Raw genomic sequence first — 13,771 nt, forward strand, 5'->3', positions numbered from 1 at the left:
AGCAAATATGCATTTTAATTTAGTGTTATTATTAATTAGAACAAACTGTATTTCTACCAGATTCTTTCGCTTTATATAACAAGTCATCTGTTTTTTTGTAAATTTCATTTTCACTTATTTTTTCATTAGGAAATATCGATAATAATCCTATTGATATAGTAATTACACCAGAAATTGGATTTTTTATATGGGGTATTCTAAGGTTTTCTATAGCTTTTTTTATTGCATTTGCATAATTCTTAGATTCTTCTTTAGTTACTTCAGAAAATATAATTCCAAACTCTTCTCCACCTAATCTAAAAGCAAAATCTCCCGCTCTTTTACAATAACTTGTTAATACTTTTCCTGTTTCAGATAAAACATTATCTCCTTGTTGATGTCCATAATTATCATTATAAAGTTTAAAATAATCCACATCTAACATCATAAAAGATAAGATTTTTTTATCTCTTTTTGCACGATTAATTTCATCATGTAAGACTTTATTAAAATGTCTTCTATTATATAGTTTTGTAAGTTCATCATGTATTGAAAGTTCTTCAATTCTTTTTTTATCACTAATATCATGTCTAATTGAGGTATAACCTATTTTTTCACCACTTGTTTTATCAAAATCTGGGTAAATAGTTATATCAACCCAATAAGATGTTCCATCTTTCTTTTTATTTTTAAGTTCACCTTTCCAAACAAGATTTTGATTTATTGTTTTCCATAAATCATCATAAATCTCTTTTTGCATATCTTCATGTTTGACAATATCATGACTTTTAGTAATAAGTTCTTCTTTTGAAAAACCACAAATATTACAAAATGCAGTTGAAACATTTGTAATTATACCTTCTAAATCTGTACTTGAAGAGATTATATTTTGATCCATTAATTCAAGATAATGAGCCACTTCATCAACTGTTTCTTTAAGAGAGTTCTGAAGTTCATTTAATTTTAAGTGGGTTTCTACTCTAGCTAATAGTTCTTCTTTTGAAAATGGTTTTGATATATAATCTACAGCACCTTTAAAAAATCCTTCAATCATACTTTGTGAATCATTTTTAGCTGTTAGAAAAATAAATGGAATATTTGAGGTCTTTACAGATGATTTTAATTTATCAGCTACTTCATAGCCATTCATTTGAGGCATACTTATATCAAGTAGAATTAAATCAGGTTTTTCTTTACTAACAATTTCTAATGCATTTTTTCCATTTGTTGAAACTCTTATTTGATAAAGAGAATTCAATAACTCAGTAACAATAGCAATGTTTGTTGGTTCATCATCAATAACTAAGATTATTTTTTGTTCCATTATAATTTTCCTATAAATTTTTAAGCAATTTTGTACATTTCTATAATTATAGTTAGATGATAATTATCTATTTTTCTTGATGTATCATCATTTTTATACTTAAATAATTTTATTATTAAAAGAAAAAAAGGACACTTTCATAGTGTCCTTTTTTAAAAACTATTTATCTTAAATAAATTAATTGTTTTGACTTCTAATATTTATATTTAAATGAATAATATCAAGAGCAGCAGGTGTGATTCCCGATATTAAACTTGCATTAAATAAAGTTGGTGGTCTATGCTTTTCTAGTTTTTCAATTACTTCATTTGATAATCCAGCTAAACCTTTAAATGAGAAGTTTTCAGGAATAGCTGCTTTTAGCATTTTTTTCATTTTTTCAATTTGTTTTTGTTGTTTTTGAATGTATCTATAATACTTAGCTTCAATGATAATTTGTTCTTTTAAGTAATTTTCAACATGAGCTAAAGAAGGAACTAATTTATCAAATTTAGGAGCATCAATTGTATTTCTACCAATTAAATCTATAAGTAAAACTTTATCATTAATTTTTTCTTCACCAATTGATTCTAATAACTCTAAAGTCTCTTTTTTAGATGTCATCCATTCGCCAGCCATAAATTCAATAGCATCATCTAAAACTTTTCTTTTATTTTGAACTTTTGCTAAAACTTCATCAGAAATAAGTCCTAAGTCGTGACCATAAGAAGATAGTCTTAAGTCTGCATTTTCTTCTCTTAAAAGAAGTCTATATTCAGCACGTGATGTGAACATTCTATAAGGTTCATTTGTTCCTTTTGTTACTAAATCATCAATTAGAACTCCAATATATGCTTCATCTCTTCTTAGGATAAATGGTTCTTTACCATCAATTGCAAGTGCTGCATTAATTCCTGCCATTAGTCCTTGAGATGCTGCTTCTTCATAACCTGTTGTTGCATTTATTTGACCTGCATTATAAAGGTTTTTGATTTTCTTAGTTTCTAAAGTATGTTTTAATTCTGTTGGATCTACATAATCATATTCAATAGCATATCCATATCTAATAATCTTTGCATTTTCAAGTCCAGCAATTGAATGTATCATCTCTTTTTGAACATCAATTGGTAAAGAAGTACTTAGACCGTTTATATAATATTCGCTTCCCATTGCTGTTTGAGGTTCTAGGAATAATTGATGCCTATCTCTTTCACTAAATCTATTTACTTTATCTTCAATACTAGGGCAATATCTTGGTCCTAGTCCTTCAATTTGGCCAGTGAAAAGAGGTGCTCTAAAGAAATTAGATGAAATCTTTTCATGAGTTTTTAGATTAGTGTATGTGATATAACAAGGATACTGTGTTGGTGAAAATTTTGATTTATCAGTTCTAAAAGAAAATGGAGATGGATTAACATCTCCACCATGCACATCCATAACAGAAAAATCAATAGAGTTCGCGTCAATTCTAGCCGGTGTTCCTGTTTTGAGTCTTCCAACATTTAATCCCAACTCTTTTAATTGAATTGATAATGTACTTGATGGTAATTCCCAAGCTCGTCCTGCATCATATCTATTTTCACCAATATGAATAAGTCCTCTCATAAAAGTACCTGTTGTGATAATAACTTTATGTGAGGTGAACTCTTCTGTTAATTTAGTTTTTACACCATATACTTCATTCCCATTTTTTACTAAAAGAGAGGTTACTTCATCTTGATATACTTCTAGATTTGGAGTATTATGACAAACTTTTCTCATATACTCTCTATATTTATCCATATCAATTTGAGCTCGGCTTCCTTGAACTGCTGCACCTTTTGATGCATTTAATATTCTAAATTGAATACCAGTTGCATCTGTACAAAGCCCCATTTCTCCACCAATTGCATCAAGTTCACGCACTAAGTGACCTTTGGCTAGACCTCCTACAGCTGGATTACAACTAGCTGCTCCTATTTGTTCTACTAACATAGTAATTAGAAGGGTTTTTTTACCCATTCTAGCACTTGCCAATGATGCTTCAATACCTGCATGACCACCACCAACAACAATTACATCATAATTCATTTTATTCCTTTTGATTAAGAGAAAATTATATTTTGAATTTTTTATAAATCAACTGTATCGTATTTTAAGTTTTTAATTAAAGTAGTTAAAATTAGCTTCTTAACATTTTTTAGATATTATACCTAAATTTTATCAAAAGGTTTTTTAAGTGTTTACAGGACTTATAAGAGAGATGGGAAAAGTTATTAGTTTTCAAAACAATTTTTTGACATTAAAAGCAAAATATAATCCAAAAATTGGAGATTCTATTGCAATAAATGGAGCATGTTTAACAGTTGTAAAAACGTCTAAAGATACTTTTACAGTTGAGCTTTCGCCTGAATCTCAAAAGATCCTTGCAATGGAAAACTATAAAGATGAGGTTCATATGGAACCTGCTATGATGATGGGAGATAGATTTGAAGGGCATATAGTTCAAGGACATGTCGATTGTTTAGGAACTATAAAAGCTATCAAACAAAATGGTAATTCTACAGATTTTTATGTTTCTCTACCAAGTGAATATATAAAATTTATTATACCTAAGGGAAGTGTTACTATTGATGGAGTTTCGCTTACTGTTAATGAAGTATTAAAAGATTCTTTTAGACTTACAATTATTCCTCATACTGTAAAAAATACACTATTTAAAAGATATAAAATAGGAACAAAAGTAAATCTAGAAACAGATATGTTTGCACGATATATTTTTAATATGTTTAATCCAAATAATAAAAAAGATTCGGGAATGTCATGGAATGATGTAGATAAAATAATGGCTAACTACTAGAATTAGCCATTTATTTTGTTTTATCTTTAATATCTTTTTTCTCTACAGTTTCAGCTTTTTCTACTGGTTTTATTTCTTGTGATATGTTTTTATATGCATAAAAATATTTTTTCTTTAATACATTTACATAAGGCTTTACAGTTGCCATTTTCATATCAGGTAAATCAATAACTTCTATAATTCTTCCAACTTTTAAACCTTCAAAAAAGATATTATCCATACCTGAAGTTATTACTTCATCACCTTTTTTTATATCAGCCCAAATAGGGATATATTTTATTAATAATTCATCTTGATCTTTAGATGCAGTAATTATTCCAGGTGCTTTTTCTTCTCCAATAAAAGTAGCATATGAACAATCTTTATTCCCATTTAATAAACCAACTGAACGACCATCTTTATTTACTAAAATACCTGCCGCATAATTTTCAGTAATTAAACCTAGGATATTTTCATCTTCAGGAACTTTATCTAACCAAACTTTTGTAAAGTCGTTAAAATTTACATAAGACAAAACTTTTACTAATTCAATTTTAGGTTTTGATTGGTTTAAATCAACATTTACTAAAAACTCTTTTACTGCATTTAATTGTTTTTGTGCACCATTGTATAAGATTTTATATTCTTTTAATTCATTGTTTTCAATAGATAATGCTTCTATTTTTTTAGCCTGATCAAAATGTTTTTCTATATTACTTGAAATACTAATTACTTTGTTAATATAAGAAACTTTTAAATCATTAAAAAAGGAGAATTTTTTTATAAGCAGTTCATCTACCTCAAAGAGGTAAGATAAACTAGCTATTATAAATAGTAGTATAAAAATGAATTTACGCATTAGTGATTAATTTAAGTAACTCTTCTTGATCTAAAACTTGACTTGTTCCATATGCAACTGATAATAAAGGTTCATCAGCAATTCTTACAGGAAGTTTTATAATGTCTGCAAGGTAAGTATCTAATCCTCTAATTAGTGCACCACCACCTGTAATAATAACACCATTATCAACAATATCACTTGCTAAATCAGGAGGCATATTTTCTAAAACACTTTTAATAGCAGAAACAATTTCTTTAAGAGGTTCTTTAATTGCAATTCTAACTCCTTCACTTCCTAATTCAATAGTTGAAAGCAATCCAGAGTTATCTCTTCCTTTTACTTTCATTTTAAGTTCAGTTCCTAATTTTACTGCTGTTCCAATTTCAATTTTTATAGTTTCTGCCGTTCTTTCACCAATAAAAAGATTATAGTTTTGTCTAACATGTTCGATAATTGATTTATCGAATTTATCACCTGCAACTTTTATTGATTTACAAAGAACTAAACCACCAAGAGATGTAACACCAATTTCAGTCGTTCCTCCACCTATATCAACAACAACATACCCAGACGGATCAGATACCGGAATTCCAGCTCCAATAGCAGCTGCCATTGGTTCTTCTACTAGGAATACTTCTCTTGCACCTGCACTCATTGCTGATTCTTCAACCGCCTTTTTCTCAACTTGAGTGATACCATAAGGAATACAAATAATAATTCGAGGACGAATAAATGATTTTCGAGAGTGTGCTTTTTCGATAAAGTATCTAATCATTCTCTCCGTCATTTCAAAATCAGCAATAACACCATCTTGCATAGGACGAACAGCTTGAATATTTAAAGGAGTTTTCCCTATCATTTGTTTAGCTTCTTGGCCAACAGCTAAAATTCTATCTTTACCATGTTTATCACTTTGTACAGCAACAACAGAAGGCTCATTTATAATAATACCTTTTCCTCTTACTGAAACTATCGTATTTGCTGTTCCCAAGTCAATTGCCATATCATTTGAAAAGAGACCTATTAATTTATCTAAAAACACTTTTATATCCTTTTTATGCTACTTTTGGTTCTTTAGTTTTAAGAACGACTTCTTTTGAAATTGTAATTGTTTTATTTTTATATTTAGGAAGATCAAACATAATATCTAACATAATATCTTCCAAAATAGATCTTAATCCTCTAGCTCCTGTTTTTCTTACAATTGCTAATCTTGCTAACTCTTTTAAAGCATCTTTTTCAAACTCTAATTTTACATCATCCATTTCAAAAAGTTTGATGTATTGTTTTATTAAAGCATTTTTTGGTTCAGTTAAAATATGAACCATATCATCTTCTGTAATTTCATTTAATGTAGCAACCATATGAAGTCTTCCTATTAATTCAGGAATTAAACCATATTTTACTAAATCATCTGCTTCTACTTTTGATAAAACTTTATCGTGGTCATTTTTACCTTTTTTATCTTGATTAAATCCAAGTACATTTGCACCTTCTTTCTTCTTGATAATATCTTCTAACCCATCAAATGCTCCACCACAAATAAATAAAATATTTGTAGTATCAACTTGAAGTGCATCTTGACCAGGATGTTTTCTTCCACCTTTTGGTGGAACATTTACAACAGAACCTTCAACAATTTTTAATAAAGCTTGTTGAACTCCTTCTCCTGAAACGTCTCTAGTGATTGATCTATTTTCACTCATACGTGCAACTTTATCAACTTCGTCAATAAAGATAATTCCACGTTCAGCTTTTTTAATATCACCATCCGCTGCTTGAACAAGTCTTGTAACAACATTTTCAACATCATCACCAACATATCCAGCTTCTGTTAGAGATGTAGCATCGGCAATTGCTAATGGCACATCAAGATATTTAGAAATAGTTTGAGCTAAAAGAGTTTTTCCTGAACCGGTTGGTCCAATTAATAAAACATTTGATTTATTTAATTCTGTATCATCATCTATTTCATTATGTCTAAAAATTCTTTTATAGTGATTGTAAACAGCAACAGAAAGAACTTTTTTAGCTCTATCTTGTCCTATTACGTACTCATCTAATATAGTTTTTAGTTCAGATGGTGTTTTGATTTTAATTTCTTTTTCTTCAACAGGATTTGATTTTATTTGGTCATTAATATTTTCAATATTTCCATTCATAATCTCGCTTGCTGCTGTTACACAAGATTTACAAATGCAAGCATTATCTCCTGCAATTACAGGATTGTCTCTACTATCTGTTGCTCCACAAAAATCACATATAATTTTACTCATTTTATACCTATCTTATTTTCTATTAAAAGGAATACCTCTTTTTGTATTTAATACAAAATTAGCTAATTCTTTTACATATTTATTTTTATCTGATTCAAATAGCTCACTTGCTACTTCTTGTAAAGGTCTACCTGATTCAAATAGTTCTTTGTATGCATGTTTAATTGCATCTATATCTTCTCTATTTTCAAATCTTCTTCTTAATCCTGTTAAGTTAAGACCTCTTAAAACTGCTTTATTTCCTTCTGCCAAACAAAAAGGAGGAATGTCTTGAGCAACTGCTGATGCACCACCAACCATTACTTGAGTTCCTAACTTACAAAATTGATGAATCGGAGTTAAACCACCAACAACAACATAGTCATCACATTCAACGTGACCTGCAAGTGTTGCTCCATTTGCAAAAATACAATGATTACCAATAATAACATCATGGGCTACATGAGTATATCCCATAAATAAATTATTGTCACCAATTTTTGTAACAGATCCTCCACCAATTGTTCCTGGATTAAATAGTGTGTATTCTCTAATTTTATTATTGTCACCAATAATAAGTTCAACATCTTCACCATTGAATTTTAAATCTTGAGGAATTGAACCTATTGATGCATGTGAAAAAATATGGTTATTTTTTCCAATTGTTGTTTTCCCTGTTATTAAAGTATGAGAATCAACAATTGTACCATCACCTATTTTTACATCTTTCCCAATAATCGTGAAAGCACCAATAGTGATATTATCACCTAAAAGGGCACCTTCTTCAATTATTGCTGTATTGTGAATATTATTCATATTTTCCTACTATTCTTACTTGTCAACAATCATAGCTTTAAATTCTGCTTCTGCACATACTTTTCCATCTACAAATGCTTGACCTTTTAAAACCATAAGAGAGCTTTTCATTTTTATTACTTCTAATTCATAGTCTAATCTATCACCTGGTCTTACAGGAGTTCTAAACTTAGCCTTATCGATACTCATAAAATAGATAACTTTATTTTTCATTTCTTCGTCAGTTAAATCTGAACTCTTAAGTGCTAATACACCACCAGCTTGTGCCATACCCTCTAAAATTAGAACACCTGGATAAATAGGGTGCCCTGGAAAATGACCTTGGAATGCTGGTTCAGAGATTGATACATTTTTAAATCCCTTAATAGACTGCTTAAGTTCCATTTCTGTGATTCTATCTACTAAAAGTAGTGGGTATCTATGAGGAAGAATTTCTTGAATTTGCATAATATCTAACATATAATTTCCTGATTTTTTTATTGAATGACAAATATTATATCCAAAAAAAAATTAGTTTTGAATTATCTTTGCAACATTTTGTGAACTTCCATTTTTTAGATAATCTCTTAATAATTTAGAATGGTTAAAAAATGAATTCTTATCTAAACTATTATAATCATTTAGTAGATTAGTAACAGTAACATTTTCTTGTAAAAATTCACTGTGAAGTGCTGCTTTACCCATTTTCTCAAAAAATATATTTGCAAGTCCAATATAATGTAATTTTACAAATAATTTTCCTATAAAGAAATCAAACTTTTTTGCAATATAAGAAAGTGTAAATGGAGTTCCTATAAGTGCGGCTTCAAGAGTTGCTGTTCCTGAGCATATAAATGCATATTCTGTATCAATAAGTGCTTCGTGAGTATTTTTAGAGATTGTAAAATCTGAAAGATCACCATATATTTTTTTAATATACTCATCATCAAATTTTGCAGGAATAATTAAAATATACTCTTTATTTGGTATTTTTTTTATCAATTCTCTAAAAATTGGCATAAGATTTGTAATTTCTGTTTTTCTACTTCCTGGCATAAAAGCAATTTTATTTGAGTTTGATAATTTTTGTTTAAACACTTTTATTTCATCCAAAAGTGGATGTCCTACATAAGTAATTTTATTTTTATCATTATAAATTTCACTTTCAAAAGGAATAATCGAACAAAGTTTTGAACAATATTTTTCTAGCTTTGCAACTCTTCCTTTTTTCCAAGCCCAAGCTTGAGGTAAAATATAATAAATAATTTCTTTGTTTGGATAAGTTTCTCTTAGTTTTTTAGCTAGTGGAAGATTAAAGCCTGAGCTATCCATTAGTAAAACCTTCTCACAAGAAGCCGCAAGTTTCACTAATTCTTCTCTTAGTTTAAAAAAGAATCTTATTTTTTTTATAGCATCAACAAATCCCATAATCGCTAAAGAAGTTAAATCATAAAGAGGAGTTCCCAACTCTTTATCAAAAACGCCATAAAGTTCAACATCATCACTTAAATGTTTCTTCAACTCCTTTAAGTGAATATTTGATGAAGCCTCCATGGCACAAACTAAAAGTTTCATATAATCTCTTCTTTTATATCTTCATAAGTTTCAGCATTTATTTCTATCTCATATTTTTCATTTTTTATTTCATCAAGAACAATTAATGCACTTAAATCATAAGGATTTTTTATAATTAGATTTCTAACTTCTAACTCTTTTTGAAAACTCAAAGGAGAATACATAAGCTCTTTTACATTTTTATATGAAGTATCTGCAAATAAATTAAAAGTTGTAATATCAATGATTTTTGCTTCATCTCTATTTAGATAATTAATTCCATCTTTTTCATACTCAATTCTTCCATTTGTTTTATTTCTATTTATTGTTGAATAACATAAAATATAAGAAGGAACAATCTGTTTTGCAACTATTACTTTTGCACTCATAAGTCTGTAGTTTAAAAATCTTTGTTTTATGATTTTATAGTTTGCACCTTGCTCTTCTAAATCATTTCTTCTTCTATAAAGTTCAAGTCTTTCTTCAATAGATTCTGGCAATATTTGATTTGAAATAGGATTAAACATCTCATCCATAATCTTATCTTGAGCTTCTCTTTGAGCAGATAGTCCAAATAAACAACCACAATAGTTTTGTCTATAAAGTGAATTTTCTTTTACTTTTTGACCTTGAATTTCAGCACCATTTCCAGCTTTATAATCTCTATAAATAAACTCTAACCCTGTAAGTGATGATAAGTTATTACCAATCTTTTCCAGTTTTTCTTGAGATTTTTTAGGTGAAATCAAAAGTGTAGTTGTAAATTTATTATGACCTAACTCAACAGCTTTTTGAACTGTAGTATCAAGTCTATCATCATAACAAACTGTACATCTATCACCTTTTTCAGGTAAATGTTCCATTCCTTTAACTTTTTTTAACCATTCTTCTAGGTTATAAGCACCTTCTATTAGTTGAATACCCAATTTTTTACATGAGTACTCCACATCTAAATATCTTAATCTGTATTCACTATATGGATGAATGTTAGGGTCATAAAAATAACCTACTAACTCTTCTTGGGGAAATTCTTCTTGTATTCTTTCTAAAAAATAATGACTATCAACTGCGCAACAAATATGTACTAACAATATAAAACCTTTAATTATATAATTTGCTATAATTATAGTAAAAGTTTTCAAAACAAAGGATTAGTCATCAAAAATTTAGCAATTTTTATTGTTTTTGCATTTTTATTTGTAGGATGTGCAACAAAAGATATACAACCCCAAGATACTTCAAGTGCAACAATTTTAATAAAAACACCTCAAATGAAGTTTTATGATAAGGGATTTATTTATAAATTCAAAGATTACACACAAGTTCAGATTTTCACAGCAGGAACTGCTATTTTAGATATGAAAATCTATGAAGATAAAGTTTGTAGAAGTACATTTAAATGTCAAGATTTAAAAACATTTAATAAAGAAAATCTATCTCCAACATATCCTGATAATTTCTTAAAAGAATTATTTGATAGAAAAGAAAAAGAGATAACACATAGAGATACAGAGAATGGAATATTAATTAAAATAAAAAGGGATTAGTACATTTACTAATCCTTTTGTTAATTTTTATTTATATAGATTACAGCTTTTTAAGTTTTTTATAACCAGCTTTAATAAGTTTTAAAAGTGGTTTTCTATAAGAACTAAATACATATTTTTTGATCTCATATGCAATTCTTCCTTTTACATGAACTAATCCATATAAGTTCCCAGCTGCATATTTCCCACCAAGTGCTATTAGAATTCCTTCTAGTTTTGGATCACATGAGATTAGTTTTTTCTTAGCTATATGTCTTAAAATATTTTGTCCTGCATTTGTTCCAGAAATTCTAGCTATTGTAACATTTGGAGGCATTATTTCGCCTTTTTTATTTTTGATTTCTGCCATATCACCAATTGCAAAAATATTTTCATATTTGTCTGATTGCATAAACTCATTTACAACTATTTGACCTCTACCATTTTTTTCAACATCTAATTCAGATGTAATAAGTGAAGCTTCAATACCACCTGTGAAGATAATAAATGAATGATGTATTTTAGTTCCATTTGATAACTCTAGGTGATCTTCATTACATTTTAGTAGTTTTGTATTTGTAATAACATTGATTCCTAGTGATTTTAGTCTTTGGTGAGACATACTTATTAGTTGAGGTGTTAATCCTGGAAGAATGGTATCTGAACTACTAACAAGTGAAATTTTTAGGTTATCACAAGAAAAGTTTCCTCTTTTGAAGAACATTTTTGAGTTGTATGCCATTTCAGCTGCAATTTCAACCCCTGATAAACCAGCTCCAACAACAACTATATGTGTATCATCACACTGTTTTGCTTCAAATTGGATTTTTTTGAAAAGTTGGTTTTCAAAACTTTGCTTAAAAAACATTGCCCAATGAAGTTTTTTGATATCGTGAGCATTATTAAGTCCTGGAATTTGTGGAGGGAAAAATGTTCTAGTTCCTGCTGCCATAACTAAATAGTCATATTCAACGGTTTCTTGCTCTTCGGTATAGATTTTTTTTGCTTCTTTGTCTATTTTTCTAACTTTTAGATTTTTATACTCTAAATATGGATGGTTTAATCCCATACATAATGTAGTTAAGTCAATAGTAACATCTGCTATATTTGATTTATTTGCAATTAAATCGTAAACTTCGGGCTGTAAATTATGAAAAGTGTGTTTATCTATCAGTGTGATTTTAATATTTTTATTTTTAACTAACTCTTGTAATGCATAAATTCCTGCATATCCACCACCAATAATTACAACTTTTTCCATATAATTCAATCCTTTGTTTAAAAACAATTTTTTTGTCTGTAAATTTATAATTTCTTTACTAATTTAGCAACTTATAAGCTTTGATTATAAGAATCTTACTCAAAATTTATAGCTCTTCTATAGCAAGTTTAAATTTACAATGTTATTGTATAACACATTTTGATAATAAAACTAAAAGTTGAGTATGTTTTTTAATATAAATTAAATATGTTAATAAATGACACTTTATTGTCACTTTTAAAACTAAAAACAGAATATTTAAGTAAAATGATAATTAGAATAAAAATTATTAGGAAATAAAATGAAATATGTAGGAGCACATGTAAGTGCAAGTGGTGGAGTTTATAACGCACCAATTAATGCAAGTGCAATTGGAGCAAAAGCTTTTGCTTTATTTGTAAAAAATCAAAGACAATGGGCTGCAAAAGATTTTGATACAAAGACTTTGGATAAATGGTTTTTAGAAATGGAAAAATGTGGAATTCAAGCGAAACATATTTTACCACATGATTCATATTTGATAAATTTAGGTCATCCAGAATTAGATGCTAGAGAAAAATCATTGAATGGATTTATTCATGAAATAGAAAGGTGTGAGATATTAAAACTTGATAGATTAAATTTTCATCCAGGTAGTCATCTTAGAAAAATAAGTGAAGAAGAGTGTTTAGATAATATTGCTGTTTCAATGAATAAAGCAATTGATGCAACAAATAATATTAAACTAGTAATTGAAAACACTGCAGGTCAAGGAAGTAACCTTGGATACAAATTTGAACACTTAGCTTATATTATAGATAAAATCGAAGATAAAAGTAGAGTTGGTGTTTGTATTGATACTTGTCATATGTTCACAGCAGGGTATGATATAAGAACACGTGAAGCTTATGATAAAACATGGAATGAGTTTGATAAAATTGTAGGTAGACAATATCTTATGGGAATGCATATAAATGACTCAAAGCCAGAGCTTGGAAGTAGAGTTGATAGACACGATTCCCTTGGAGTTGGGAAAATAGGTTGGGATGCTTTTAAATTTATTATGAATGATGATAGAATGGATGATATTCCGCTTGTATTAGAGACTATAAATGAAGAGATTTGGGCAGAAGAAATTCAAGCTTTATATGACTTAGTAGAAAAATAGATTTTAAATGGAATGATTTGTGTATAGAATATAAAAACCTTTAAGGAAATTTATATGAAAAACAAAACAAAAATTCCATTTGACCCAAATAACTTTGATACATCAATAACAGTAAAAGAGTTAACAAATAAATTTAAGCATCTTTTGGATTTAGATTATAGTAATCTTAGTTTGGCAAAGGAAATTATTCCTTTAAATTATGAAATTATTTCAAAAGATTATGTTGATTTTACTTCAAGCAAAATTGAAGATTATTTTCACTTTGAGGTGGATGCTGTAATATAAAAGTAAA

The 13,771-nt window shown here is 28.3% G+C and carries 14 protein-coding genes; 4 read left to right on the plus strand and 10 right to left on the minus strand.

Features of this window, described 5'->3' with window-relative positions; genetic code table 11:
* Nucleotides 1–31: 31 nt before the first annotated feature.
* Together ABVS04_RS08560 and mnmG are read right to left on the minus strand one after the other, a co-directional pair.
* Nucleotides 32–1,303: a diguanylate cyclase gene (locus tag ABVS04_RS08560; protein ID WP_368030280.1), complete on the minus strand. Its 1,272-nt coding sequence runs from the start codon at nt 1,301–1,303 to the stop codon at nt 32–34.
* A 177-nt stretch (nt 1,304–1,480) separates the two neighbouring features.
* Nucleotides 1,481–3,352 (minus strand): tRNA uridine-5-carboxymethylaminomethyl(34) synthesis enzyme MnmG, encoded by a 1,872-nt coding sequence (gene mnmG / locus ABVS04_RS08565; RefSeq protein ID WP_368030281.1) that lies wholly within the window; start codon nt 3,350–3,352, stop codon nt 1,481–1,483.
* A gap of 148 nt (nt 3,353–3,500) precedes the next feature.
* Between mnmG and ABVS04_RS08570 the strand changes: the two genes are divergently transcribed.
* Nucleotides 3,501–4,121, plus strand: coding sequence for a riboflavin synthase (locus tag ABVS04_RS08570; RefSeq protein WP_368030282.1), 621 nt, complete (start codon nt 3,501–3,503; stop codon nt 4,119–4,121).
* A 10-nt stretch (nt 4,122–4,131) separates the two neighbouring features.
* Here ABVS04_RS08570 and mreC read toward each other — a convergent pair whose 3' ends face one another.
* Genes mreC through ABVS04_RS08605 form a run of 7 tightly spaced genes read right to left on the minus strand, consistent with a single transcriptional unit; the run spans nt 4,132 to nt 10,636 of the window.
* Nucleotides 4,132–4,959: a rod shape-determining protein MreC gene (mreC, locus tag ABVS04_RS08575; protein WP_368030283.1), complete on the minus strand. Its 828-nt coding sequence runs from the start codon at nt 4,957–4,959 to the stop codon at nt 4,132–4,134.
* On the minus strand, nt 4,952–5,983 hold the full coding sequence (locus ABVS04_RS08580) for a rod shape-determining protein (protein WP_368030284.1): 1,032 nt from the start codon (nt 5,981–5,983) through the stop codon (nt 4,952–4,954). Before ABVS04_RS08580 ends, mreC begins: the two co-directional genes overlap by 8 nt.
* A gap of 13 nt (nt 5,984–5,996) precedes the next feature.
* A complete protein-coding gene (gene clpX, locus ABVS04_RS08585) occupies nt 5,997–7,217 on the minus strand; it encodes an ATP-dependent Clp protease ATP-binding subunit ClpX (protein WP_368030285.1) in 1,221 nt (406 codons plus the stop codon).
* 12 nt (nt 7,218–7,229) lie between these two features.
* Complete coding sequence (lpxA, locus tag ABVS04_RS08590; RefSeq protein WP_368030286.1) at nt 7,230–8,012, minus strand: acyl-ACP--UDP-N-acetylglucosamine O-acyltransferase; 783 nt, start codon at nt 8,010–8,012, stop codon at nt 7,230–7,232.
* A 15-nt stretch (nt 8,013–8,027) separates the two neighbouring features.
* The gene (gene fabZ / locus ABVS04_RS08595; RefSeq protein ID WP_172128136.1) at nt 8,028–8,471 is read right to left on the minus strand and encodes a 3-hydroxyacyl-ACP dehydratase FabZ; all 444 of its coding nucleotides are present in this window, start codon (nt 8,469–8,471) and stop codon (nt 8,028–8,030) included.
* A 51-nt stretch (nt 8,472–8,522) separates the two neighbouring features.
* On the minus strand, nt 8,523–9,566 hold the full coding sequence (gene lpxB / locus ABVS04_RS08600; RefSeq protein WP_368030287.1) for a lipid-A-disaccharide synthase: 1,044 nt from the start codon (nt 9,564–9,566) through the stop codon (nt 8,523–8,525).
* Complete coding sequence (locus ABVS04_RS08605; protein ID WP_368030288.1) at nt 9,563–10,636, minus strand: epoxyqueuosine reductase QueH; 1,074 nt, start codon at nt 10,634–10,636, stop codon at nt 9,563–9,565. The genes lpxB and ABVS04_RS08605 overlap by 4 nt, the downstream gene beginning before the upstream one ends.
* 180 nt (nt 10,637–10,816) lie before the next feature.
* Here ABVS04_RS08605 and ABVS04_RS08610 point away from each other — a divergent pair, with 180 nt between their 5' ends.
* Nucleotides 10,817–11,092, plus strand: a complete 276-nt coding sequence (locus tag ABVS04_RS08610; protein ID WP_368030289.1) for a hypothetical protein — start codon at nt 10,817–10,819, stop codon at nt 11,090–11,092.
* A 40-nt stretch (nt 11,093–11,132) separates the two neighbouring features.
* Here the strand turns inward: ABVS04_RS08610 and ABVS04_RS08615 are convergent, their stop codons facing one another.
* Complete coding sequence (locus ABVS04_RS08615; protein WP_368030290.1) at nt 11,133–12,332, minus strand: NAD(P)/FAD-dependent oxidoreductase; 1,200 nt, start codon at nt 12,330–12,332, stop codon at nt 11,133–11,135.
* Nucleotides 12,333–12,633: 301 nt separating this feature from the next.
* Between ABVS04_RS08615 and nfo the strand changes: the two genes are divergently transcribed.
* Both nfo and ABVS04_RS08625 read left to right on the plus strand, forming a co-directional pair.
* The gene (gene nfo / locus ABVS04_RS08620; RefSeq protein ID WP_368030291.1) at nt 12,634–13,479 is read left to right on the plus strand and encodes a deoxyribonuclease IV; all 846 of its coding nucleotides are present in this window, start codon (nt 12,634–12,636) and stop codon (nt 13,477–13,479) included.
* A 54-nt stretch (nt 13,480–13,533) separates the two neighbouring features.
* Nucleotides 13,534–13,764 carry a hypothetical protein gene (locus ABVS04_RS08625; RefSeq protein WP_368030292.1) on the plus strand — a complete coding sequence of 77 codons (231 nt, stop codon included), beginning with the start codon at nt 13,534–13,536 and terminating at the stop codon, nt 13,762–13,764.
* Nucleotides 13,765–13,771 lie beyond the last annotated feature (7 nt).

Source organism: Arcobacter sp. s6, assembly GCF_040884245.1.
Lineage (GTDB): Bacteria > Campylobacterota > Campylobacteria > Campylobacterales > Arcobacteraceae > Aliarcobacter.

Excerpts from the sequence above, each read along its gene's own strand:
- ABVS04_RS08560 (WP_368030280.1), bottom strand. The coding sequence starts at position 1,303 with ATGGAACAAAAAATAATCTTAGTTATTGATGATGAACCAACAAACATT.
- mnmG (WP_368030281.1), bottom strand. The coding sequence starts at position 3,352 with ATGAATTATGATGTAATTGTTGTTGGTGGTGGTCATGCAGGTATTGAA.
- mreC (WP_368030283.1), bottom strand. The coding sequence starts at position 4,959 with ATGCGTAAATTCATTTTTATACTACTATTTATAATAGCTAGTTTATCT.
- clpX (WP_368030285.1), bottom strand. The coding sequence starts at position 7,217 with ATGAGTAAAATTATATGTGATTTTTGTGGAGCAACAGATAGTAGAGAC.
- lpxA (WP_368030286.1), bottom strand. The coding sequence starts at position 8,012 with ATGAATAATATTCACAATACAGCAATAATTGAAGAAGGTGCCCTTTTA.
- fabZ (WP_172128136.1), bottom strand. The coding sequence starts at position 8,471 with ATGTTAGATATTATGCAAATTCAAGAAATTCTTCCTCATAGATACCCA.
- lpxB (WP_368030287.1), bottom strand. The coding sequence starts at position 9,566 with ATGAAACTTTTAGTTTGTGCCATGGAGGCTTCATCAAATATTCACTTA.
- ABVS04_RS08610 (WP_368030289.1), top strand. The coding sequence starts at position 10,817 with ATGAAGTTTTATGATAAGGGATTTATTTATAAATTCAAAGATTACACA.
- ABVS04_RS08615 (WP_368030290.1), bottom strand. The coding sequence starts at position 12,332 with ATGGAAAAAGTTGTAATTATTGGTGGTGGATATGCAGGAATTTATGCA.
- nfo (WP_368030291.1), top strand. The coding sequence starts at position 12,634 with ATGAAATATGTAGGAGCACATGTAAGTGCAAGTGGTGGAGTTTATAAC.
- ABVS04_RS08625 (WP_368030292.1), top strand. The coding sequence starts at position 13,534 with ATGAAAAACAAAACAAAAATTCCATTTGACCCAAATAACTTTGATACA.